This is a genomic window from Microbacterium sp. (assembly GCF_052099035.1).
Lineage (GTDB): Bacteria > Actinomycetota > Actinomycetes > Actinomycetales > Microbacteriaceae > Microbacterium.
This window is the reverse complement of record NZ_JBQDSX010000025.1, coordinates 11,784-34,509: the sequence shown is the minus strand read 5'-3', so window position 1 is coordinate 34,509 and position 22,726 is coordinate 11,784. Positions and strand designations below refer to the sequence as shown.

General features: G+C 65.2%; 19 protein-coding genes and 1 other RNA gene. 12 read left to right on the top strand and 8 right to left on the bottom strand.

Annotation, left to right across the window (positions count from 1 at the left end):
• Positions 1–4: 4 nt before the first annotated feature.
• Positions 5–368: RNase P RNA component class A (gene rnpB / locus ACTIAO_RS09685), an RNA gene on the top strand.
• A gap of 86 nt (positions 369–454) precedes the next feature.
• On the opposite strand, the gene ppgK is transcribed toward rnpB, so the two are convergent.
• Entirely contained in the window at positions 455–1,201 is a 747-nt protein-coding gene (ppgK, locus tag ACTIAO_RS09680; RefSeq protein WP_441906084.1) for a polyphosphate--glucose phosphotransferase, read from the bottom strand.
• A 92-nt stretch (positions 1,202–1,293) separates the two neighbouring features.
• Between ppgK and ACTIAO_RS09675 the strand changes: the two genes are divergently transcribed.
• The 4 genes from ACTIAO_RS09675 to ACTIAO_RS09660 are packed head-to-tail and all read left to right on the top strand — an operon-like array spanning position 1,294 to position 6,794.
• Positions 1,294–1,509, top strand: a complete 216-nt coding sequence (locus ACTIAO_RS09675) for an SPOR domain-containing protein (RefSeq protein WP_441906083.1) — start codon at positions 1,294–1,296, stop codon at positions 1,507–1,509.
• 14 nt (positions 1,510–1,523) lie between these two features.
• Positions 1,524–2,861 (top strand): type I glutamate--ammonia ligase, encoded by a 1,338-nt coding sequence (glnA, locus tag ACTIAO_RS09670; RefSeq protein WP_441906082.1) that lies wholly within the window; start codon positions 1,524–1,526, stop codon positions 2,859–2,861.
• A 3-nt stretch (positions 2,862–2,864) separates the two neighbouring features.
• Entirely contained in the window at positions 2,865–5,840 is a 2,976-nt protein-coding gene (locus ACTIAO_RS09665) for a bifunctional [glutamine synthetase] adenylyltransferase/[glutamine synthetase]-adenylyl-L-tyrosine phosphorylase (RefSeq protein WP_441906081.1), read from the top strand.
• Between the two features lie 36 nt (positions 5,841–5,876).
• On the top strand, positions 5,877–6,794 hold the full coding sequence (locus ACTIAO_RS09660) for a diacylglycerol/lipid kinase family protein (RefSeq protein ID WP_441906080.1): 918 nt from the start codon (positions 5,877–5,879) through the stop codon (positions 6,792–6,794).
• A 21-nt stretch (positions 6,795–6,815) separates the two neighbouring features.
• Here ACTIAO_RS09660 and ACTIAO_RS09655 read toward each other — a convergent pair whose 3' ends face one another.
• The gene (locus ACTIAO_RS09655) at positions 6,816–7,124 is read right to left on the bottom strand and encodes a DUF7882 family protein (RefSeq protein WP_441906079.1); all 309 of its coding nucleotides are present in this window, start codon (positions 7,122–7,124) and stop codon (positions 6,816–6,818) included.
• 87 nt (positions 7,125–7,211) lie between these two features.
• Positions 7,212–8,636 carry a type I glutamate--ammonia ligase gene (gene glnA, locus ACTIAO_RS09650; protein ID WP_441906078.1) on the bottom strand — a complete coding sequence of 475 codons (1,425 nt, stop codon included), beginning with the start codon at positions 8,634–8,636 and terminating at the stop codon, positions 7,212–7,214.
• Between the two features lie 122 nt (positions 8,637–8,758).
• Here glnA (ACTIAO_RS09650) and ACTIAO_RS09645 point away from each other — a divergent pair, with 122 nt between their 5' ends.
• Positions 8,759–9,187: an RDD family protein gene (locus tag ACTIAO_RS09645; protein WP_441906077.1), complete on the top strand. Its 429-nt coding sequence runs from the start codon at positions 8,759–8,761 to the stop codon at positions 9,185–9,187.
• Between the two features lie 10 nt (positions 9,188–9,197).
• Here the strand turns inward: ACTIAO_RS09645 and ACTIAO_RS09640 are convergent, their stop codons facing one another.
• A complete protein-coding gene (locus ACTIAO_RS09640) occupies positions 9,198–9,686 on the bottom strand; it encodes an ATP-dependent zinc protease family protein (RefSeq protein ID WP_441906076.1) in 489 nt (162 codons plus the stop codon).
• Positions 9,687–9,703: 17 nt separating this feature from the next.
• On the opposite strand from ACTIAO_RS09640, the gene ACTIAO_RS09635 reads away from it, so the two are divergent.
• The gene (locus ACTIAO_RS09635) at positions 9,704–10,888 is read left to right on the top strand and encodes a RimK family alpha-L-glutamate ligase (protein ID WP_441906075.1); all 1,185 of its coding nucleotides are present in this window, start codon (positions 9,704–9,706) and stop codon (positions 10,886–10,888) included.
• A gap of 38 nt (positions 10,889–10,926) precedes the next feature.
• On the opposite strand, the gene ACTIAO_RS09630 is transcribed toward ACTIAO_RS09635, so the two are convergent.
• Positions 10,927–11,637 carry a DUF4191 family protein gene (locus tag ACTIAO_RS09630; RefSeq protein ID WP_441906074.1) on the bottom strand — a complete coding sequence of 237 codons (711 nt, stop codon included), beginning with the start codon at positions 11,635–11,637 and terminating at the stop codon, positions 10,927–10,929.
• Between the two features lie 145 nt (positions 11,638–11,782).
• Here ACTIAO_RS09630 and ACTIAO_RS09625 point away from each other — a divergent pair, with 145 nt between their 5' ends.
• Entirely contained in the window at positions 11,783–13,186 is a 1,404-nt protein-coding gene (locus tag ACTIAO_RS09625; protein WP_441906073.1) for a hypothetical protein, read from the top strand.
• A 14-nt stretch (positions 13,187–13,200) separates the two neighbouring features.
• Here ACTIAO_RS09625 and sucB read toward each other — a convergent pair whose 3' ends face one another.
• The 3 genes from sucB to ACTIAO_RS09610 form a co-directional block, all read right to left on the bottom strand.
• Positions 13,201–14,973 (bottom strand): 2-oxoglutarate dehydrogenase, E2 component, dihydrolipoamide succinyltransferase, encoded by a 1,773-nt coding sequence (sucB, locus tag ACTIAO_RS09620; RefSeq protein WP_441906072.1) that lies wholly within the window; start codon positions 14,971–14,973, stop codon positions 13,201–13,203.
• 65 nt (positions 14,974–15,038) lie between these two features.
• Entirely contained in the window at positions 15,039–16,412 is a 1,374-nt protein-coding gene (lpdA, locus tag ACTIAO_RS09615) for a dihydrolipoyl dehydrogenase (protein WP_441906071.1), read from the bottom strand.
• Complete coding sequence (locus tag ACTIAO_RS09610) at positions 16,412–17,887, bottom strand: leucyl aminopeptidase (protein ID WP_441906070.1); 1,476 nt, start codon at positions 17,885–17,887, stop codon at positions 16,412–16,414. Before ACTIAO_RS09610 ends, lpdA begins: the two co-directional genes overlap by 1 nt.
• A 102-nt stretch (positions 17,888–17,989) precedes the next feature.
• Between ACTIAO_RS09610 and ACTIAO_RS09605 the strand changes: the two genes are divergently transcribed.
• The 4 genes from ACTIAO_RS09605 to murJ all read left to right on the top strand — a co-directional run bounded on the left by ACTIAO_RS09605 (position 17,990) and on the right by murJ (position 22,726).
• Positions 17,990–18,934, top strand: coding sequence for a proteasome assembly chaperone family protein (locus ACTIAO_RS09605; protein WP_441906069.1), 945 nt, complete (start codon positions 17,990–17,992; stop codon positions 18,932–18,934).
• A 159-nt stretch (positions 18,935–19,093) separates the two neighbouring features.
• Positions 19,094–20,404: an RNA polymerase sigma factor gene (locus ACTIAO_RS09600; RefSeq protein ID WP_441906068.1), complete on the top strand. Its 1,311-nt coding sequence runs from the start codon at positions 19,094–19,096 to the stop codon at positions 20,402–20,404.
• Positions 20,404–21,096: a coenzyme F420-0:L-glutamate ligase gene (locus ACTIAO_RS09595; RefSeq protein ID WP_441906067.1), complete on the top strand. Its 693-nt coding sequence runs from the start codon at positions 20,404–20,406 to the stop codon at positions 21,094–21,096. The genes ACTIAO_RS09600 and ACTIAO_RS09595 overlap by 1 nt, the downstream gene beginning before the upstream one ends.
• 40 nt (positions 21,097–21,136) lie before the next feature.
• The gene (gene murJ, locus ACTIAO_RS09590; protein ID WP_441906066.1) at positions 21,137–22,726 is read left to right on the top strand and encodes a murein biosynthesis integral membrane protein MurJ; all 1,590 of its coding nucleotides are present in this window, start codon (positions 21,137–21,139) and stop codon (positions 22,724–22,726) included.

The window sequence follows — 22,726 nt, the reverse complement described above, 5'->3', positions numbered from 1 at the left end:
CGAATGGGGCGGCTGGACGGTCGCGTTGCGGGCAACCGCACCGAGGAACGTCCGGGCTCCGCAGGGCAGGACGGTGGGTAACGCCCACCCGGAGTGATCCGCGAGATAGTGCCACAGAGAGCAGACCGCCTCGCAAGAGGTAAGGGTGAAAGGGTGGAGTAAGAGACCACCGGGGGTCATGGTGACATGACCTGCCAGGTAAACCTCGTCCGGAGCAAGGTCAGACAGAGGATGTTGACGCGGCTCGCTGAGTCCTCGGGTAGACCGCTAGAGCGGCACGGCAACGTGTCGCGTAGAGAGATGGCCGTCCAAGGGGATCCTCGAGAGAGTCCCCGGGACAGAACCCGGCGTACAGGCCGCCCCATTCGCACCCACGCCTGGTGAAATGTCAAGGCCGCGCCGAGACTGGGTCGAAATCGGCGCAGTCTCGGCGCGGCCTTGCCGCCTCGCGGAATCAGTCGCCTGCGAGAGACGCCGCACCGATGATGCCGGAATTATTGCGGTGGATCGCGGGAACGATCGGTGTGCGCAGCTCCAACAGGGGCAGGAAGTCGTCGGCGTTCTTGGACACGCCGCCACCGACCACGAACAGGTCGGGGCTGAACAGGAACTCGATGTGCGAGTAGAACTCCTGCAGTCGCCCGGCCCATTCGACCCAGGTGAGGTTCTCGCGTTCGCGCGCGGAAGTGGCAGCCCACCGCTCGACGGAGTCGTACTCGCGGAAGTTGAGGTGGCCGAGCTCACTGTTGGGCACGAGCACGCCGTTGTAGAGGAAAGACGAGCCGATTCCGGTGCCGAGGGTCGTCATGAGCGTCAGGCCAGGCACGTCGCGTGCGGCACCATGGCGTGCTTCGGCGACGCCGGCAGCATCCGCATCGTTTACGAAGATGATGTTGCGCTGCAGTCCGTCACGGAAGAACCGCTCGGCGTCGAAGTCCAGCCATTCTTTCGAGACGTTCGCCGCGGAGAGCGTTTTGCCGCGCTTGACGATTGCAGGAAACGCAACGCCGAGGGGCAGGGTCGAGTCCGCCACCTCAAGTTTCTGCAGCACGGTTTGCACCGCGGTCAGCACATCTTGTGGTGATGCCCCCTCAGGAGTGGGGACGCGTACTCGGTCTGATGCCATCGTGCCGTGAGTGAGGTCGACGATGCCTGCTTTGATGCCTGTGCCGCCGATGTCGACGCCGATCGCTTTTGCCATGAGTAATAGCCTAGCGAGAGGACAGGACGCCGCTAGGATCATGACAAAGCCTAACGAAGGGATGCGCCATGTCTCGAGGAGAAGATTCGTACATGTCCAGCGGTGAGCGTAAGTACTGGTACAACACCACCTCCGGTGAGGTCGAGTACGGATACATGTCGCCGGCTGTCGATCGGGTCGGTCCATTCGACACGGCCGAGGCCGCGTCGCACGCGATTCAAACGCTTCGAGAGCGGTCCGAAGCATGGGCTGTCGAAGAGGCCATCGACGAGGACTGGCGCAAAGTGTCCGACGCGGACGGAAAGTAACGCACCGTATGAGCATGGACAAGCAGCGCGATTTCGTGCTCCGCACGATCGAGGAACGCGGCGTCAAATTCGTGCGCCTGTGGTTCACGGACGTCATCGGCACACTCAAATCGGTGGCGATCGCCCCGGCCGAGGTCGAGGGCGCGTTTGCGGAGGGCATCGGCTTCGACGGCTCCGCGATCGAGGGGCTGACCCGCACCCACGAGTCCGACCTGCTTGCCCAGCCGGACCCGACGACCTTCCAGATCCTGCCCTGGCGCGGAGAGATCGATCCGACCGCGCGCATGTTCTGCGATCTGACGATGCCTGACGGGGAGCCGGCCGTCGCAGATCCGCGCAACGTGCTCAAGCGCACGCTGGCGCGGGCAGCGGATGCCGGATTCACGTTCTACACGCACCCGGAGATCGAGTTCTACCTGCTGAAATCATCGATCATCGGCCCCGAGGGCCCGATCCCGGTCGATTCCGCCGGCTATTTCGACAACGTCCCCGGCGGTACCGCACACGACTTCCGTCGCCGATCGGTGCGGATGCTGGAAGACCTGGGCATCTCGGTCGAATACAGCCATCACGAGGGTGGGCCCGGTCAGAACGAGATCGATCTGCGCTACGCGGACGCGCTTGCGACAGCGGACAACGTGATGACTTTCCGCACTGTCGTCAAGGAGGTCGCGATCGAGCAAGGCGTCTACGCGACGTTCATGCCCAAGCCGATGAGCGACCAGCCCGGCAGCGGCATGCACACGCACATGTCTCTGTTCGAAGGCGATCAGAACGCCTTCTGGGAAGAGGGCGCCGAGTACCAGCTCTCCAAGACCGGCCGCCACTTCATTGCAGGGCTCCTCAAGCACGCCAACGAGATCGCCGCGGTCACGAACCAGTTCGTCAACTCGTACAAGCGACTCTGGGGCGGAGACGAGGCACCGAGCTTCGTCACGTGGGGACACGCGAATCGTTCCGCACTGGTGCGCGTGCCGATGTACAAGCCGAACAAGAGCCAGTCCTCGCGTGTCGAGCACCGAGGAATCGACTCCGCGGCGAACCCCTACCTCGCCTACGCTCTGATGCTCTCCGCCGGCCTGAAGGGCATCGAAGAGGAGTACGAGCTGCCCGCCGAGGCGGAGAACAACGTCTGGTCACTGAGCGACGCGGAGCGCCGCGCTCTCGGGTACTCGTCGCTGCCGGCGAGCCTCGATCATGCTCTTGAGCTCATGCAGGACTCCGAACTCGTCGCAGAGACTCTCGGTGAGCAGGTGTTCAACTACGTGCTGCTCAATAAGCGCAAGGAGTGGGAGGCCTACCGGGGCCAGGTCACTCCGTTCGAGTTGAAGAGCAACCTCGAACTGCTCTGACCGATGGCCCGGTCAGAATCCGCGCTGTCCCGATCAGCGCTGGCGCGACTCGGTTTCACCGATCTGAGTTCTGGGCTGGCGGCGATCGAAGAGCTGTCGAGCCTTGTCGAGATCGATGGCGCGCAGCTTCTCCAGGGCGCCGTTGCCGCCGATCCGGATGCCGCGGCCGAGGGGATGCTGCGCGTGGCACGACGTGACGCCTCCGCGCTGCGACAACTGCTCGAGGATGCGGAGGCTCGCGCGATCGTGTGGCGAATCTTCGGCGCATCCATCGGTCTTGCCGACTTCTTCCTGCGCCACCCGGGCGAGTTGGCCGTGCTCGCCGAGACAGGGCAGCTCGTGCCGAACGCGACGACGCTGCGCGAGCGGATGCTCGGCGCTGTCGGTGCCGTCGACGGCGTCGCGGACTCGGCCGACGAGGAGGCCTGGGTCGCTCTTCGGATCGCGTATCGCAGGTCTCTGGCCGAGATCGCCGCTATCGATCTGATGACCCCGGAGCCGGCATCCCGGATCGCTGCGATCTCCGCGGCGCTCTCCGATGCAGCCGGGGCGGCCCTGGAGGCCTCTCTCGCCATCGCGAGGGCCAAGGTGGCGATCACCGTGCCGCCAGAGGAGGTAGCACTCACCCAGCTGGCGATCATCGGGATGGGAAAAGCCGGAGCGAGGGAGCTCAACTACGTCAGCGACGTCGATGTCATCTTCGTCGGTGGGACTTCCGACGAGAGCATCCTCGGCGAAGGACACGCGATCGATATCGCCACCCGGCTGGCGAGAGAGACCATTCAAGGGATCTCGGGAATCGAAGCCGAGCCGCCGCTGTGGGAAGTCGACGCGAATCTGCGGCCCGAGGGAAAGCAGGGAGCGCTCGTGCGTTCGCTCGCATCACACCTCGCATATTACGATCGCTGGGCGCAGAGCTGGGAGTTCCAGGCGCTGCTGAAAGCACGGCCGATCGCCGGTGACGAGGAGCTCGGTGAGGCCTATCTCGACGCTGTCCAGCCGAAGATCTGGTCGAGTGCCGCGCGCGAGAACTTCGTCGACAGCGTCCAGCGGATGCGCGAACGCGTCACCGAGCACGTCGATCCAGAAGACGCCCCGTTCCAGCTGAAACTCGGCGTGGGCGGACTCCGCGATATCGAGTTCACCGTGCAGCTGCTCCAGCTCGTTCACGGGCTCACCGATCCCGAGATCCGTACCCGCGGCACTCTCGAGAGTCTGGACGCCTTGGTGACCGGTGGATACATCGGTCGGGCGGATGCCGCGATCTTCGCCACGGACTACCGTACGCTCCGGCTGCTCGAGCATCGGCTCCAGCTCAAAGATCTCACTCGCACGCACCTCCTCCCGCGCACGACCGAGGAGCTGCGCATCCTCGCCCGCGCAACCGGGCTCGCAGACAGCGGAAAGGCGGTCTGGGAGCTGTGGGAGCGGGTGCGCCGTGAGGTGCGCGATGTCCACACCCGGCTCTTCTACCGGCCGCTCCTGAGCGCCGTGGCCGGTCTTCCGGAAGAGGAGCGCACACTCTCGACCGACCAGGCACGCGACCGCTTGGCTGCGGTCGGCTTCCGCGACCCGGCCGGCGCGCTGCGCCATATCGGCGCGCTCACTTCCGGGATCAGCCGCAAAGCGACCATCCAACGGCATCTGATGCCGATCATGGTGAGCTGGTTCGGCGATGGCAGCGATCCCGATTACGGTCTGCTCTCGTTCCGCCGGATCAGCGAGCGACTGGGCGATACTTCGTGGTTCCTGCGGATGCTGCGGGACTCAGCCGGGGCAGCAGAGCATCTGACCACCCTTCTCACGTCATCGCGATACGTCGGCGAGCTGCTGGAGTGGATACCGGAGTCGGTGGCCTGGCTCGACAACATGTCCCGGTTGCGCCCCCGCGGAGCGGACAAGTTCGACGAAGAGGCCAGAGCCATCCAGACCCGGCACGCCTCGGTGGCGTCGGCTCTGAAGGCCGTGCGGATGCTGCGGCGTCGAGAACTGCTGCGCACAGCGATGGGCGCTGTGCTCGACGTGGTGACGATCGAAGATCTCGCAACGACACTCACGACGATCACGGATGTGACGATTCAGGCCGCGCTGCGCGCGGTTCGCCGTGAGCTCGTTCCAGCCGATGACGATGCGTTCGAATTCGCTGTCATCGGCATGGGGCGCTTCGGCGGTGCAGAACTCGGTTTCGGATCCGATGCCGACATCCTGTACCTGTACGACGCGAACGGCGTCGCTCCGGAACGGGCCCAGACCCTCGCCACACAGATCGTGGCCGGCTTGCGGGAGCATCTGACCGATGCCAAGGTTCCCCTCGATCTGGATGCCGACCTGCGTCCGGAAGGACGCAACGGTCCGATCGTCCGCTCGCTCGCTGCGTACACGGAGTACTACCGCCGCTGGTCGGTGTCATGGGAGGCACAAGCGCTGCTTCGGGCGCGGGGCGTCGCGGGCAGCAGCACGCTCATCGAACGCTTCATGACGCTGGCCGACAGCATCCGCTATCCAGTCGATGTCGATGAGCAGGGTCTGCGAGAGATCAAACGGATCAAAGCACGTATCGAGGGGGAGCGGCTCCCGAAGGGGGCCGATCCGCACCGGCATCTGAAACTCGGTCCCGGCGGGCTGAGCGATGTGGAATGGCTCGTTCAGCTAATCCAACTGCAGCACGCGCATGCCGTACCGGGGCTGCGCACCACATCGACGCTGGATGCGCTGCAGGCAGCAGTCAATGCGGATCTGGTCTCGGTGGACGACGCCGAGCTGCTCCGGGATGCCTGGCTGCTCGCCAGCCGACTGCGTTCGGCGATCACGCTGCGCACCGGCCAGACCAGTGACGTCCTGCCCTGGGACCGCGGTGAGCTCGATGCGATCGGCCGGCTCCTGGACTACCCGGACCGCTCGGCGAACGATGTCGAGGAAGATTATCTGGGCACGACGCGGCGTGCGCGTCGAGTGTTCGAGAATCTGTTCTACGGGTGAGTTGCAGATTCGCGGTCGCTGGCCCAGGCTGAGCACATGACTGCGACCACCGGCATCATCTGGAACCCTTCGAAGATCGACGAGGACACGCTGAGGTCTGCCGTCGCCGCGGACCTCGGCGAAGAGGTGCGCTGGTGGGAGACCAGCGAGGATGACCCCGGCCGGGGTATGGCGCAGGAGGCGGTTGACGCCGGATGCACGACCGTCATCGCCGTGGGCGGCGACGGCACCGTTCGCGCCGTCGCAGAGGCGCTCGCGGGAACAGACGTCGCGCTCGGCATCGTTCCGCAGGGGACTGGAAACCTGCTCGCCCGAAATCTCGAGGTACCGCTGGATGACATCTCCGCGGCGCTTCAGCGCATCAGCGCCGGCGATACCCGGCAGATCGACCTCGGCTGGGCTCGCCTCGGCGACGATGACGAAGAACGCGCATTCGCGGTGATGGTGGGCTTCGGCGTCGATGCGCAGATGCTCGTCGAGACCGATGATGACTTGAAGAGCCGTGCAGGCTGGCTCGCCTACGTCGAAGCGATGGGGCGCGCGATGGCTGGCACCGAGATGACCGATGTGACAGTCACGATCGACGACGAAGAGCCGCGCGAGATACGCGGACACACGCTCCTCATCGGCAACTGCGGAATGGTCCAGGGCGGCTTGCGCTTATTGCCCGACGCGAACCTCGACGACGGCCTGTTGGATCTGCTGCTGATCAGCTCCGATGGTGCGCTGCAGTGGCTCGACACCGTTCGATCCGTCGTCTGGGACAACGGAATCCGGCGTCTGATCACGCGTGACGAGAGCACGGTGAATACGGACTCCACCCGATTCCACACCGCCGCACGCGTGCGAGTCGAGCTCGAACGACCCCTCGAGTTCGAGATCGACGGTGAAGAGGTCGGAGAAGTCTCTTCGTTCGAGGTGCGGGTGCAGGCGGGCGCGCTGCAGGTTCTGTGAGGCTCTGAGCCCGCGATGGGCTTACTTCGCCGCGGGAAGCAGGTGATCGAGCACCAGCTCGCCTGTCGCGTTGGTCGCGTGCATGATGTCTTCGAGGCGCTGCGGGTCGATCGGAGGCAGTTCGGCGTCGTCGAAGGTGAACAGCAGCGGGAGCGCCGGATGAATCCATGCCGTCATTCGCCCGCTCGCCCCGACGCCGACCGGGATCCACGTCATCATGAAGCTCTCCTGACGGCGGAGCTTGGTCGCGACGATCACCTTGAGATGTGCGAGCATCTCATCTTCGATGAGGATCGCGTCGACGGTGTTGTCGTATTTGAGACTGCCCATAGATGAACCGTATCGGTTGATCCTTACGAAAAGAGGCCGCCCCGCGCATGCGGGACGGCCTCTTTTCAGAATGCGGAGGTGCGGGGATCAGACCCCGTAGTACAGCTCGAACTCGAAGGGGTGCGGACGCTGCGCGATCGGCAGGATCTCGTTCTCCAACTTGTACGAGATCCACGTCTCGATCAGGTCCTCCGTGAACACGCCGCCCTCGAGAAGGAACTGGTGGTCTGCGCGGAGCTCTTCGAGCGAGTCCAGCAGTGAGTTCGGCACCTGGGGGATGTTCTTGGCTTCCTCGGGCGGAAGCTCATAGAGGTCCTTGTCGATGGGGGCCAGCGGCTCGATACGGTTCTTGATGCCGTCCAGGCCCGCCATGAGCTGCGCAGCGAACGCCAGGTAGGGGTTGCTCGAAGCATCCGGAACACGGAACTCGATGCGCTTGGCCTTCGGGTTCGACCCGGTCAGCGGAATGCGGATCGCCGCCGAGCGGTTTCCGGCGGAGTAAGCGAGGTTGACCGGAGCCTCGAACCCCTTCACCAGACGGTGATAGCTGTTCAGGGAGGGGTTCGTGAACGCGAGCACGGCGTTCGCGTGCTTGAGCAGCCCGCCGATGTACCAGCGAGCGACATCGCTGAGCTGGCCGTAGCCGGCCTCGTCATAGAACAGCGGCTTGCCTTCGTTCCACAGCGACTGGTGCGTGTGCATTCCCGAACCGTTGTCGCCGTACAGCGGCTTCGGCATGAAGGTGACCGTCTTGCCCCACTGCTCTGCGGTGTTCTTGACGATGTACTTGAACTTCAGGATGTCGTCCGCCGAGTGAACCAGCGTGTCGAAACGGTAGTTGATCTCCTGCTGTCCACCGGTTCCGACCTCGTGGTGCGAGCGCTCCAGTGCGAAGCCCGCCTCAATGAGGTTGAGCGTCATCTCGTCGCGGAGATCCGCCGTCTTGTCGACGGGAGCAACGGGGAAGTACCCGCCCTTGTAGGGCGTCTTGTTGCCGAGGTTGCCGCCCTCTTCTTCGCGGGCAGTGTTCCACGCGCCTTCTTCGGAATCGACGCTGTACGAGCTCTGGTTCGACGTCACCGAGTAGCGGACGTCGTCGAAGATGTAGAACTCGGCTTCGGGGGCGAAGAATGCGGTGTCGGCGATGCCGGTCGACGCGAGGTACTTCTCGGCCTTCTTCGCGACCTGACGCGGGTCCTTCGCGTAGATCTCACCCGTGCGCGGGTTGTAGATGTCGAAGATCATGACCAAGGTCTTGGCCTCGCGGAACTGGTCCAGGTACGCCGTGGTGACGTCCGGGATCAGCTGCATGTCGGACTCGTGGATGCTGGCGAAGCCCCGGATGGATGACCCATCGAAGAGCTGCCCGTCGGTGAAGAACGCCTCGTCGACGGTCGACGCGGGAATGTTGAAGTGCTGCTGCACGCCGGGCAGATCGGTGAACCGGATGTCAAGGAACTTGACGTCGTTCTCCTTGATATAACTCAGCACTTCGGACGAATCGGTGAACATGTATCACTCCTGGATGATTCGGGTTTTTGGTCTTGAGACCTTCATAAAGAGTAAAGGCGAGGGATTACTCAGCCGTATCCTCTTTGTTTCAGCCATGTTACAGACCTCGATAGACTGACCCTGTGACCGAAGCCCGCAGTTCATACCCTGGTGAGCGTCTCGGCTTACCCGAATCCGGCCACGGCAGCGTCGGTCGACCTGGCCGTCGGATCGGCGCCCTCGCGATCGACTATCTCGCAGCGACCCTGATCGCCACGGCATTCTTCGGGTACAACCAGTTCGCCCTCCCCGAGGAATCGGGTCTGACGTTGTTCGCGCCGATGATGGTCTTCGCGGCCCTGCAGATCATCTTCATCCCTACCCTCGGCGCGAGCCCAGGCCACCGACTCGTCGGGATGCGCATGGTGCGTCTGGATGGTGGCTGGGTGGGACTGTGGCGTCCGATCGTGCGCACGCTGCTGCTGATCGTCGTGATCCCGGCGGTCATCTGGGACGCCGATCAGCGCGGGCTTCACGACAAGGCCGCCGGAACAGTTCTGATCCGCGCCTAGGAGTGTTGATCTAGAGTCGTCCCCGGTTGCGACGCCGGGCTGTTTTCGGAGCCCGGCCGCCGAGAAACGAACGCGCCGGGTCGACGATGAATCCGCGGCGCAGAGCTTCGCGGCCGATCAGCATCCGGAAGCCCATCTCGTCTCGATTGCTCAGTGTGACTTCGGACACGATCAGTTGCCCGGCCAGTCGAATCGCCAACAGGACGACCAAGCGCACCTGCGTGTGTCCGGAGGAACTCCGGATCTCGCGGCGGTCATGGATCGGACACTCGACGATCGTGGCATCCGCATCGGTGTCCTGCCAGGGATTCACTCGGAATCGGACCCACGACTCGTCCTCGCGCTCGAGCTCGACGATGTCGAAGGCATGCAGAGACGAAGTGCGCGCACCCGTGTCGATCTTCGCCTTGATCCAGTCCACACCGGCATCGGGGAGGCTCACCCACTCACGCCACCCGGTAAGAGTGTTTGAATGAGATGTCTTATCCACGCGATACATCTTGGCAGGAAACCCACGTGAAGCTCGCTGTTCTCTCCCGTGCTCCTCAGGCATACTCCACGCAGCGCCTCCGCGCCGCCGCGCAGCAGCGCGGACACGACGTGAAGGTGCTCAACACACTGAAGTTCGCGATCGATCTGACCGGTGACGAACCCGACCTCCATTTCCGTGGCAAGCAGCTGAGTGACTACGACGCGATCCTGCCCAGGATCGGAAGTTCGATCACCTACTTCGGAACCGCCGTCGTGCGCCAGTTCGAGCAGATGGACGTATACACGCCGAACACCGCCAACGGCATCTCCAGCGCTCGGGACAAGCTGCGTGCGAGCCAGATCCTGTCGCGCCACGACATCGCCATGCCGGCCACGGCGTTCGTGCGCAACCGTGCCGATGTCCGCCCGGCCATCGAACGCGTCGGCGGAGCGCCGGTCGTCATCAAGCTGTTGGAGGGCACCCAGGGGATCGGGGTGATCCTCGCTCCTCAGGTGAAGGTCGCTGAAGCGATCATCGAGACGCTCCACTCGACCAGGCAGAACGTGCTGATCCAGAAGTTCATCGCGGAGAGCCGCGGCCGCGACATTCGTGCACTCGTCGTCGGCGATCGCGTCGTCGCAGCGATGCGCAGGGTCGCAGCCGGTGACGAGTTCCGCTCCAATGTGCACCGTGGGGGCAGCGTGGAGGCCGTTCAGCTCGATCCCGAGTACGAGGCGGTAGCTGTGCGGTCGGCACAGATCATGGGACTGCGGGTAGCGGGCGTCGACATGCTCGAGGGCGACGATGGGCCTCTGGTGATGGAAGTGAACTCCTCACCGGGTCTGCAGGGCATCGAGCAGGCCACGAAGCTCGATGTCGCCGGTGCGATCATCGACTACATCGCCGGACAGGTCGCGTTCCCCGAGATCGATGTGCGTCAGCGTCTGACCGTATCGACCGGGTACGGCGTGGCCGAACTGAGCGTGCACAACGCCGAGGAGCTCGTCGGCAAGACCCTGGGGGAGTCCGGTCTCTGGGAGCGCGACATCACCGTGCTCACCCTGCACCGCGGTGTGTCGGTCATCCCGAATCCGCGCAAGCACGTCGTGCTCGAAGCGGATGACCGGCTGCTGTGCTTCGGAAAGCTCGATGAGATGCGCTCGATGATTCCCGAGCGCCGCAGGCGTCGCGCGAAAGTGCGCAGACTCCCGAAGCAGCCGCTGACCTGAGCCTGAGCCACAGGACCGGTGCCTGAGCTTGTCGAAGGCTAGCGCGGACGCTGGGCGCGCATCTTGGTCGGGTCGATGCCCTTCGGGATCGGCAACGACGAAACCGACTGCGAGACAGAGTCGATGCGGCGGATCACCGCGGCGAGCGTCGTCTTGTCGATTGCCGTCGGGAGCTTCTTGATGGTCTTGGCAAGGTCGGAGATCGCGATGTCGTCATCGCCGTGTCCGACGTAGTAGACATTGACCGGCACGCCATGCGCGACGCGCTGCGCCTTGGTGCGCTCCTCGTTGATCAGACGTGTCAGTCGCCCTCGGGATCCCTCGCCGACGACTACGATGCCGCCCCGTCCGATCGCGCGGTAGACGGCTTCCTGCGTCTTCGGGTTGATACCGACCGGCGTATCTGATGCCTGCCACTTGCGGCCGAGGCTCGTGCTGAGAATGTGACCGGTCGCGCCCGGCATGCCGTCGATCTTGCGGTACATAGCCGTCGTCGACAGGCGCGTCATCAGGAAGAGCGAGGCGAGCACACCCACCATGAGCCCGGTGATCCCCCAGAGTACGAGAGACCAGATCTGGAACGGGGGGATGAGGTATCCGACGACCAGGCCGAGCAGCACGCCGACGATGAGGATCGCGACCTGCGCCCAAGGCAACCAGGTGTATACCTCACGCGTGAACCGGAAGAGGGACTTGATCTGGGAGATGAAGCCCGGACGCTTTTCGGTTTCGGGAGCACGCTTAGCCATACGTACCAGGATACCGATTCGAAAGCGGGCAATGCGCACGTTCGCGGGTGGCGCACTCGCCCTGCACATCGACGCAGATCGCCGACCTTTCCACAATCGCACGAGGAGGGCTCCTGCCGGGGGCCGAGTGCGGTGTGATGAGGCGATGATCGACATGGATGCCGCTGAAGACCGTTCCTCGCTCGTGCCAGGCACGCACCGCCTGATCCGTGCCGTGGACAACACCGAGGGGCCCTTCGCCGGGACTCTGGTCGTCTACGAGGACGGCGTTGCGGTGAGTGCGGATGCCGCCGACCTCACCGAGTGGGGCGGCTGGGCGCACTCGGATGCCGATCACATCTGCGGAGCGATGGACCTGCGCCGTCGCATCGATGGGCATGATGTCCTGCTTCCCTGGTGCACGCAACGTGTCGAGACGTTTGTCGGACGTCGTCGCGCGGCCGGTGCGCTGCTGAGCGCGGGCGAGCTCGCCACGCTCGTCGCCAGTCTCATGCGCGGGATGCGCGAGCTGGGGGCGGATGCTGCGGCCGTCATCGGCGACTGGTGGCTCACCGGAGACGGGCGTCCGTTGTTCGTCCATGGCGAGGGCGGGGGAGCGCGTGCTCGTACGGCAGGTCTTATCGAACGGGTCTGCGCGCACACGACAGATCGGGCCACGCTGCGGATCCTCGACGAGATGATGGCCGCGCTCCGAGAGCGACGACACCATCCTGACGATGATGCGCGCTGGGAGGAGCAACTGTTCGCGACGGCCGCGCCTCGCGCCCTCCGGCTGGACGTCTTCGCCCCGGAGCGGGCGGCTGAACTCGTTGATGGGCGAATGCTGCGGGGTGATGAGTCGAGGCGGACGCGACGCGAACGTCGTGAACCGCGCGCAGAGCGCTTCGCGCCGCGTATTGGGGGTCGGATGCTGGATGCACTGCGGAGCGGGCTTCGGGAACGGGCGCAGACGCTGATGGCGTCGCTTCCTCGACGTGCCGAGCGCCGAGGCGCGCACAACTCGAACGAACAGAGCGTGCGTTCTGCGAAATCTCGGCGCCGGGCGCTGGTCTTGGCAGGGTCGGTAGCCGCGCTCGTGTTCCTGATCGGACTCATGCGGCCCGAAGCACCGGAGCCTGAATCGGCCAGCGCCGCCACGATCTCGCAGGGAGTGGTCTCGGGGCTCGCCGCACACGAGGGCGAGATCACGAGCGAGCCGACGGCGCCACCTGAGCAGGATTCAGACGAAGTCTTACCGACCACGGAAGAAGATGTGCTTCTGGCGGTGCCTGCCCTGTTGACGAGCATCGCTGAGTGCGTCGAAGCGGCGTCGGAAGCGTGTCCGGACGCGCTCGCTGAGGGGCTCGCCCTTCCTGTGACGGGGGCCGTGATGCAGGGCGCTCGCGCCAGCGAGGCGACACTCGTCGACGACTACGGGGATGTGGCGGTCGTCAAACTGGCGCCGGTGGATGCCGCTGACGACGCGGCATCACAGATGCTCGTTCTGGAGCGGCGCAATGACAAATGGCTGGTGCGCGACATCTATGACGTCGCGCACCAGCCAGGTTAGGCGGGTTCGGCCTCTCAGGCGCCGAGGTTGCCTGCGAAGTTAGCCTCTTCGAGTCGTGCCTTGACGGCGCCGAGGAAGCGTGCGGCGTCCGCTCCATCGACGATGCGGTGATCGTAGGAGATCGCCAGGTACACATACGAACGGATAGCGATCGCATCTGCACCATCGACCGTCACGACGCCGGGGCGCTTGAAGACGGTGCCGGTTCCGAGGATGGCCGACTGCGGCAGGAACACCAGTGGCGTGTCGAACAGCGCACCGCGGGAGCCCGTGTTGGTCACGGTGAACGTGCCACCGGCCAGCTCATCGGGCTTCAGCTTGTTGTCACGCGTGCGGGCAGCGAGGTCCGCGATCTCGTGGGCGAGCTGTGCGAGGTTCTTCGTCGCCGCGTCGCGCACCACGGGGGTGAGCAGGCCACGCTCGGTGTCAACAGCGATCGAGATGTTCTCGGAGGCCGGGTAGACGATGCTCTCCCCGTCGACCGTCGCGTTGATGATCGGGAAAGCCTGCAGTGCTTCGGCTGCCGCGAGCGTGAAGAACGGGAGGAAGGAGAGCTTGTCACCCGTCTTCTTCAGGAAGTCGTCCTTGGTGCTGTTGCGGTAGTTGGCGAGAGCCGTGACATCGACCTCGACGAAGGTCGTCAGCTGTGCGGTCTGCTGCATGGATGCAACGGCACGCTCCGCGACGACCTTGCGCAGACGCGACATCTTCTGCGTCGTGCCACGCAATGGCGAGACCTCGAGTGGTGCCCGAGCGGGAGCTGCTGCTGCGGCCGGAGCCGCGCCCTTCGACTCGGCCGCCTTGAGCACGTCTTCCTTGCGGATACGGCCGCCGACACCGGAGCCGGTGACCGTCGACAGGTCGACGCCCTGCTGTGAGGCCAGACGACGCACCAGGGGAGTGACGTAGATCGAATCCTTGCCGGCCTCGGCGGGCGCGGCGGACTCGGATGCTACAGGCGCAGGAGCCGAGGCGGCCGGTGCTGGTGTAGCTGCTGGTGCTGCTGCGGGCGCCGGTGCAGCGGCGGGTGCCGGTGCAGCGGCCGGAGCCGGTGCTTCAGCCTTCGGGGCGGGTGCCTCAGCGGCAGCGGCGGGAGTCTCCGCGGCGGGTGCAGGTGCTTCTGCGGCGGGTGCAGCAGGTGCAGCGCCGGAGCCGACACGGGCCAGGACTCCGCCGACCTCGACGGTCTCGTCCTCTGCCGCGACGATCTCCTGCAGCACGCCAGCAACGGGCGAGGGGATCTCGGTATCGACCTTGTCGGTCGAGATCTCCAGCAGCGGCTCGTCGACCGCGACGTCATCGCCGACCTGCTTCAGCCAGCGGGTGACAGTGCCCTCGGTGACGCTTTCACCGAGCTCAGGGAGCTTGATGTCGGTTGAATCACCGGACGGTGCCGCGGCGGGAGCCGCCTCAGCAGCCGGAGCCTCGGCAGCCGGAGCCTGCTCGGGCGCAGCAGCGGGAGCTTCCTGTGCGGGAGCCTCTTCGGCGGGGGCGGCCTCGGGCTCGCTCTCTGCTGCGGCGGGGGCATCGGATGCCGGGGCAGCGCTGCTGCCGTCGCCGATCCGAGCGAGCAGGGCGCCGACCTCTACGGTCTCGTCTTCGGCCACGAGGATCTCCTCGATGACGCCGCTGACCGGCGAGGGAATCTCGGTATCGACCTTGTCGGTCGAGATCTCGAGCAGGCCTTCGTCCGCCTGAACGGTGTCTCCCACCTGCTTCAGCCAGCGGGTGACCGTACCCTCTGTGACGCTCTCACCGAGAGCGGGGAGGACCACGGATGTGCTCATGACGGAGTCTCCTTCAAGAATGTTTGTGACATGTTCAGCTTAGTGACCCTGACACCGGTTGGTGTTCAGAGGGCGTGCAATGGTTTTCCGGCAAGGACGAGGAATGCCTCGCCGAGTGCCTCGCTCTGCGTCGGGTGCGCATGGATCAGAGGAGCGATGTCCTCCGGATGCGCCTCCCAGGCAACGGCGAGCTGGCCCTCGGTGATGAGTTCACCGACCCTGTCGCCGAGAAGGTGGACACCGAGGACGGGACCGTCCTTGAGACGCACGACCTTGACGAGTCCACTCGTGCCGATGATCTCGCTCTTGCCGTTGCCCGCGAGGTTGTACTCGTAGGAGCTGACCGCTTCTGCGCCATGCTCAGCGATCGCGGCAGCCTCGGTGACACCTACGGAGGCGACCTCCGGGTTGCAGTACGTGATCTTCGGGATCTGGGATTCCGGGATCACTGCCGGGGAGAGCCCGGCGATGCGCTCCGCAACGGCGATGCCCTGCAGGAATCCCCGGTGCGCGAGTTGGAGGCCGGGCACGATGTCGCCGACTGCCCACACGTTCGGGGCATCGGTGCGCAAGTGCTCGTCGACCGTGACGAAGCCGCGGTCGAGAACGACTCCTGCATCTTCGAAACCGAGGTCGGCGGTGACCGGACCACGGCCCACAGCGACGAGAAGATAGTCGCCGGTGAAGGTCTTGCCGTCTTCGAGCGTGACGGTGACACTCGTATCGTCCTGCGTCGCCGTCTGGAAGCGGGTCCCCAGCGAGTACTGGATCCCACGACGGCGGAACGCGCGCTCGAGTCCCTTGCTCAGAGCCACATCCTCGTTGGGAGCCAGGTGCGGCAGAGCTTCGATGATCGTGACCTCTGCACCGAAGGAGCGCCAGACGCTGGCGAACTCGACGCCGATGACACCGCCACCGAGCACGAGAACACGCTCGGGCACGACGTCGAGCTCGAGTGCCTGCTCACTGGTGAGGATCCGGCCGCCGACCTCGAGACCGGGCAGAGACCGACTGTACGAGCCCGTCGCGAGAACGATGTCCGTGCCCGCGTAGACGTCATCGCCGACGGTGACCGTGCGGTCGGCGTTCAGCCGGCCGGTTCCGCTGACGGTGGTGATGCCGCGGGCCTTGATCAGGCCCTCGAGTCCCTTGAACTTCTTCGCCACGATGTTCTCACGGTAGGTCCGCACGCCCGTGGCATCGACACCTTCGAATCGTGCACTGACGCCGACCGATGCCGCGTCTCGGACGTGATCGGCGACCTCGGCTGCGTGCAGCAGCGCCTTGGTCGGGATGCATCCGCGGTGCAGACAGGTACCGCCGACCTTGTCCTTCTCGATGAGCGCAACGCTCTTGCCGAGTTCAGCTGCGCGAAGGGCCGCGGCATAGCCGCCGCTGCCTCCGCCGAGAACGACGATGTCGAAGGTGTGCGTGGTCATCAGGCCTCCTGGGCGCGTGCTTCAGCGAACGCGACGAGCGAGCGGACGGTCGCGCCGGTCGCGCCCTTGTCCGTGAATCCATACGGCGCGCTGCCGTTCTCGGACGAGCCGGCGATATCGAGATGCACCCAGGGAATCCGCGGTGAGTCCTCACCTTCTCCGGTGCGGCCGACGAAGCGCTGCAGGAAGAGTCCGGCGAACATCGAGCCGCCAGCGCGGTCACCCATGTTGGCATTGATCATGTCGGCGATAGGGGAGTCGAGCGAGTCCTCCATGTACCCGGGCAGCGGGAGCGTCCATGCCAGTTCGCCCGCGGTCTCGGCCGCGGTCAAGTACTCGGCGATAGCGGCATCCTCGCCCATGACGCCGGTGTGCCGGTGGCCGAGGGCGACCAGGATCGCGCCTGTGAGCGTTGCGACATCGAAGATCACATCGGGCTTCTCGCGGCTTGCCGAGACGAGACCGTCTGCCAGGACCAGTCGGCCCTCGGCATCCGTGTTCAGCACCTCGACGGTCTGACCGTCCAGCATCCGCAGCACATCGCCCGGGCGAGTCGCGCTGCCGGAGGGCATGTTGTCGGTGATGCACATCCATGCGGTCACGCGGACGGGCAGCTTCAGCTCAGCGATCGCGCGTAGAGCAGCGAGCACCGTGGCGGAACCCGCCATATCGAATTTCATGCCGACCATCGACGCTGCCGGCTTGAGAGACAATCCGCCGGTGTCGAAGGTGATGCCCTTTCCGACTAGCGCGATGTGGGTGGCAGCATCTGCGGGGGAGTAGTCGAGGTGCACGACACGCGGCGGGCGGTCCGATCCCTGTGCGACGCCCAGAATGCCGCCGAATCCCTGTTCGGCCAGAGCCTGCTCGTCGAGCACTTCGACAGCGACGTCGAGGTCGGCGACGGCATCGACAGCGCTCTGCGCGAGATCTGCGGGGCTCTGCCATTCAGCGGGGACCGAGACGAGGTCCTTCACGAGTGCAAGCGCGTCACCGAGAATACGAGCGCGCTCGATGGCTGCGTCGATGACGGACGAACTGTGCACCACGATGCTGTCTGCGCGGCTCTTGCCGGGCTTGGAGCGGTAGCCGTCGAAGCGGTATCCGCCGTACACGGCGCCCTCCGCAGCGGCCGACGCGAACTCATCCAGCGGGCCGGCGAGTGCGAGCGCGACTGCGCTGAAGCCCGTCAGTGTCCGCAGGGCTGTTCCGGCGGCGTCGCGCACGGACGCGGCATCCGCCGTCTTGCCTGCACCAACGACGGCGAGGGGGAGATCGGTGATCGCCGGGACATGAACCCGAACGAAAGCCGACGACGAGCCGGTGAAGCCGATGGCCTCCAACACGTCCTTCAGGCCCGGATAGTCATCGACCGCATCGGGGAACGCCTCGAGATCGGGAACGATGAGCACTGCGGCGTCTGCAGCGCTTCCGGGAAATGGATCATTGGTGTGCGAGATCGCAGGAAGCGTCATAGTTCCATCCTAGGCACCGCACGGTCGATCCACCCCCGTTGTGTTCGCTCTGAGCGAGACGACTCTGCGCCGGTCGATCCACGCGACTCGTAGCATGGGAGCATGCCCGTCTCCGGAGAGCTGTACGAACGCGTCTCGAACGCACCCACCGTCCCACAGGGACTGCCGCTGGTGATTCTGGTCACCGGTTTCACAGACGCGGGCAACGCCGTGTCCGGATTGATCGACCACTTGCGCGACGTGACGGATCCGCAGCCCATCGCGATCTACGACAACGACATCCTGCTCGACTATCGGGCGCGCCGGCCCGTGTTCGTCTTCGAACAGGACCATCTCAGCGAGTATCGCCCGGCGCGGCTGGAACTCTCGCTCGCACACGACACGCTCGGACAGCAGTTCCTGCTGCTCGCGGGCTACGAGCCCGATTTCGCCTGGGATGCGTTCACGCGCACCGTGCTGGATTTCGTCGACGAGTTCAGTGTTTCCGGCACGACCTGGGTGCACTCGATCGCTCTGCCCGTGCCGCACACGCGACCGATCAGCACGACCGTGAGCGGAAACCGCAAAGAGATCACCGCCAGCCTGTCCGTCTGGCGTCCGCGTACCCAGGTTCCCGGCACGATCGGCCACCTGCTCGAATACCGACTCGTCGAACGCGGCGACCGCGTCGTCGGGTTCGTGCTGCTGATACCGCACTATCTGGCCGAAACCGAGAATCCTGATGCGGTGATGACGGCTGCGGACCGCGTCATGGGGTCCACGGGGATCGTCGTGAGCCTCGATGACCTTCGCGAAGGACGCGAGGCGTACCTGGAGAAGGTCAACGATCAGGTCGCCGGCAACGACGAGCTGCGTCAGATGGTGCAGACGCTGGAGGCGCGCTATGACGCGTTCATGGCGGGACGCGACCCGGGCGACATGGACCGGTTCGACGAGGGCGGGTTCGACGAGCGCGATCTGCCGAGCGCCGATGAGCTGGCCGCGGAGCTGGAGCGATACCTCGCCAACAGGCCTCCCGGCGATGACGACAAACGATCGCGTTCCTGACGCGTCCCCTCGTGCGCGTGCATCCACTGCTTGATTCTTGTGCGATACTGGTTATCTGACCCGTTGTCAATGTCCGTGCTCGCACGGAAGACTTGACAAGGGTCTTACTAGTGTCCGAAATGTCCCGGGGCGGGTGCGCTGCCCCGTGAAAGGCGAAACGTGACTCCTGCCGCGACCAAGAACTCCCGGACGACCAAGAAGACGGCCGCCGAGACCGATGTTCTCGAGCCAGATGACGCTGCGTCCTCCCAGACGACTGCGGCGAAGAAGCCTGCAGCCGCTGCGAAGCCCGCAGCCGCGAAGAAGGCGCCCGCTGCCAAGAAGACGGCCGCTGCGAAGCCCGCAGCCAAGCCCGCTGCGAAGAAGGCGCCGAGCCGCCGCAAGAAGGCCGACGACCCCGTCGCCGAGGCGCAGGCTTCCGAAGACATCGTCGAAGAACCGGAAGACGACGAGAACAAGAAGCCCGCCTTCACCGAGCCGCTGCCGACCGGCGCGATCGTCCTGACGTCGAAAGACGAGGACGACGTCCCCGTCTACTCGACGCAGATCACCGGCGCTACCGCCGACCCTGTCAAGGACTACCTGAAGCAGATCGGAAAGGTCGCACTGCTGAACGCGGCCGAAGAGGTCGAACTTGCCATGCGCATCGAGGCGGGTCTGTTCGCCGAAGAGAAGCTCGCCGCGATGAGTTCCGCAGAGAAGACCGGCCAGCTGGGCCTTGACCTGCAGTGGGTCGCCCGTGACGGACAGCGGGCCAAGAGCCACCTGCTCGGCGCCAACCTCCGCCTCGTCGTCTCACTCGCGAAGCGCTACACCGGCCGCGGCATGCAGTTCCTGGACCTCATCCAGGAGGGAAACCTCGGTCTCATCCGTGCAGTCGAGAAGTTCGACTACACCAAGGGGTTCAAGTTCTCGACCTACGCGACCTGGTGGATCCGTCAGGCGATCACGCGCGCGATGGCCGACCAGGCCCGCACCATCCGCATCCCGGTGCACATGGTCGAGGTCATCAACAAGCTGGCACGCGTGCAGCGTCAGATGCTGCAGGACCTCGGTCGCGAGCCCACTCCGGAAGAGCTCAGCCGCGAGCTGGACATGACGCCCGAGAAGGTCGTCGAAGTTCAGAAGTACGGCCGCGAGCCGATTTCGCTGCACACGCCTCTCGGCGAGGATGGCGACAGCGAGTTCGGTGACCTCATCGAGGACACCGAGGCAGTGGTGCCGGCGGATGCTGTCGGCTTCACCATGCTGCAGCGCCAGCTCGAGCAGCTGCTCGACTCGCTCTCCGAGCGTGAGGCGGGCGTGATCCGCATGCGCTTCGGCCTCGGCGACGGTCAGCCCAAGACGCTCGACCAGATCGGCGACACGTTCGGCGTCACGCGTGAGCGCATCCGCCAGATCGAGTCGAAGACCATGGCGAAGTTGCGCCACCCGAGTCGCTCGCAGTCGCTGCGGGACTACCTCGAGTGATGCAGGCGAACGACGGCAAGGCGCTCCAGACGAGCGTCGACGGCAAGACCTATGCGCGCATCCCGCTGCGGACGCGTGTCGTCATGCCCGACGACGATCTCGATGCGGTCATCCGCGAGTACGCGGCGGATGCCGTGCAGCCCCGTGACCTGCTGTTCGTGACGGAGAAGATCGTCGCGATCACGCAGGGCCGGTCCTACCGGATCGACGAGATCGCACCGCGCAAGCTCGCACTGTTCCTGTCGAAGTACGTCACTCGCACGCCGTACGGCATCGGCCTCGGCATGCCCGAGACGATGGAGATGGCACTGCGCGAGTGCGGTACGCCCCGCATCCTGTTCGCCGCTGCCGTGTCGGCCGTGACCAAGGCGTTCGGGCGCAAGGGCGACTTCTACCGGATCGCCGGGGACAAGGCGCGCGCGATCGACGGGCCCACCAAGCACACCATCCCGCCGTACAACGAGGCGGTCGTGCTGGGACCGAAAGACCCGAAGGGCGTGTCCGCACACCTCAAGGAGATGCTCGGCGGAAAGGCCGATGTGGCCGTGGTCGACATCAACGATCTCGGTGGCAACATCCTCGGCTCGACGCTTGATCGAGCCGGCGAACAGCGTCTTCTCAAGGTTCTCGGCGACAATCCGTTGGGACAGGGCCGCGAGTCCACCCCGCTCGGGATCGTCCGCGCGCTCTGAGACCGTGGCGAGCTGTCGCCGCAACTGAGGAAGGGCACGCATGGGTCTGGGCCGCGCCAGTGCGATCATCGCCGCGGGGACGCTCACATCCCGCATCACCGGCCTGCTGCGCACGATCGTTCTCGTCGCGGCGGTGGGCGCTATCGGGCGTGCCGGTGACGCGTTCGGGACAGCGAACCAACTGCCCAACAGCATCTACCAGGTGATCTCGGCCGGTCTGCTCACCGGTGTCATCGTGCCGCAGGTCGTGCGCGTGAGCGCCCAGAAGGACGGCGGACACGCGTTCCTGTCGAAGCTGCTGACGCTCGGAATCGTCCTCGTCGGCGGCGTCACGATCGTCGCCACCCTGTGCGCACCGGGTTTCGTGAGCCTCTTCGCTGTGCACTACACGCCGGAACAGCACGCGCTCGCGACGCAGTTCGCATACTGGTGCATCCCGCAGCTGTTCTTCTACGGCATGTTCGCCTTGCTCGGCGAGATCCTCAACGCACGCCGGATCTTCGCGCCGTATGCCTGGGCGCCGATCGTCAACAACATCGTTTCGATTGCCGGCTTCCTCACCTTCATCCTGCTGTTCGGCGCGGATCAGAGCGACGTCGGCGGGTGGGACGGGCTGATGATCTTCACGCTCGCAGGAACCGCGACTCTGGGAACGATCGCGCAAGCCATCGTGCTGGTGATCTTCTGGCGGAAAGCGGGAATCCCATTCCGGTTCGATTTCCGTTGGCGCGGTATGGGCCTGGGAACCATGCGCAAGCTCGCGACGTGGACCCTGTTTACCACGCTGATCGGCCAGCTCGTCGGCATCGTGCAGCAGCAGACGGTCTCGAGCGCATCCGGTGACTATGCCTCGGTGTTCGCGTCGCAGAACGCGTGGCTGGTCTACATGGTGCCGTACTCGATGATCATCCTGGCGATCGGGACGCCCTACTACACGCGTATCGCCGAGCATGCCGCCGCGAACCGGCAGCAGGAGCTGCGGACGGATATCGCTCAATCGATCCGCATCCTGGGTCTTTTTGTCGTCATCGCCGCCGTCGCGGTCGCGGCGGCGTCCCTGCCGGCGGCGCGTGTGTTCAGCAACAGTGCGGACAACGCGGTCGCTGTGGCGCCCGTGCTACTGGCGTACCTGGTGAGCCTGCTGCCGATGGCGGTGCTCTTCATCGTTCAGCGCACGTTCTACGCGTTCGGCGACGCGCGCACCCCATTCATCTTCACGATCGTCCAGGGCTCGCTGGTGCTGGTCTCGACGCTGATCGTGGCAGCGACGGTGCCCGTCGAGTACCTCGCCGCGGCGGTCGCCCTCGTGCAGTCGCTGTCCGGAATCGTGCAGACGATCATCGCGACGATCCTCCTCCGCCGGAAGATCGGGCCTCTGGGCCTCGGTGCGACGTGGCGCGCACTGGCGCGTTTCGTGCTCATGGCGATCCCCGCCGGAGCCGCAGGCTGGGGCGTGTTCGTGCTTACCGGTGGGACGGGAAGCTGGATGCTCCAGGACAAGATCTGGGGCGCCCTCGGTGCCGTCTTGATCGCCGCGGTGTGCGGACTCGTCTACCTCGCGCTGCTGGCGCTGTTCCGGGCTCCCGAGCTCACGATCGCCATCGAGACGATCAAGAACCGCCGCGGCTGA

Coding starts and splice junctions, on each gene's coding strand:
- ACTIAO_RS09605 (WP_441906069.1), top strand. CDS start 17,990: ATGCCCGTCTCCGGAGAGCTGTACGAACGCGTCTCGAACGCACCCACC.
- ACTIAO_RS09610 (WP_441906070.1), bottom strand. CDS start 17,887: ATGACGCTTCCTGCGATCTCGCACACCAATGATCCATTTCCCGGAAGC.
- ACTIAO_RS09595 (WP_441906067.1), top strand. CDS start 20,404: ATGCAGGCGAACGACGGCAAGGCGCTCCAGACGAGCGTCGACGGCAAG.
- glnA (WP_441906078.1), bottom strand. CDS start 8,636: ATGTTCACCGATTCGTCCGAAGTGCTGAGTTATATCAAGGAGAACGAC.
- glnA (WP_441906082.1), top strand. CDS start 1,524: ATGGACAAGCAGCGCGATTTCGTGCTCCGCACGATCGAGGAACGCGGC.
- ACTIAO_RS09625 (WP_441906073.1), top strand. CDS start 11,783: ATGATCGACATGGATGCCGCTGAAGACCGTTCCTCGCTCGTGCCAGGC.
- ACTIAO_RS09675 (WP_441906083.1), top strand. CDS start 1,294: ATGTCCAGCGGTGAGCGTAAGTACTGGTACAACACCACCTCCGGTGAG.
- ACTIAO_RS09660 (WP_441906080.1), top strand. CDS start 5,877: ATGACTGCGACCACCGGCATCATCTGGAACCCTTCGAAGATCGACGAG.
- lpdA (WP_441906071.1), bottom strand. CDS start 16,412: ATGACCACGCACACCTTCGACATCGTCGTTCTCGGCGGAGGCAGCGGC.
- murJ (WP_441906066.1), top strand. CDS start 21,137: ATGGGTCTGGGCCGCGCCAGTGCGATCATCGCCGCGGGGACGCTCACA.
- ACTIAO_RS09630 (WP_441906074.1), bottom strand. CDS start 11,637: ATGGCTAAGCGTGCTCCCGAAACCGAAAAGCGTCCGGGCTTCATCTCC.
- ppgK (WP_441906084.1), bottom strand. CDS start 1,201: ATGGCAAAAGCGATCGGCGTCGACATCGGCGGCACAGGCATCAAAGCA.
- ACTIAO_RS09640 (WP_441906076.1), bottom strand. CDS start 9,686: ATGTATCGCGTGGATAAGACATCTCATTCAAACACTCTTACCGGGTGG.
- ACTIAO_RS09665 (WP_441906081.1), top strand. CDS start 2,865: ATGGCCCGGTCAGAATCCGCGCTGTCCCGATCAGCGCTGGCGCGACTC.
- ACTIAO_RS09655 (WP_441906079.1), bottom strand. CDS start 7,124: ATGGGCAGTCTCAAATACGACAACACCGTCGACGCGATCCTCATCGAA.
- sucB (WP_441906072.1), bottom strand. CDS start 14,973: ATGAGCACATCCGTGGTCCTCCCCGCTCTCGGTGAGAGCGTCACAGAG.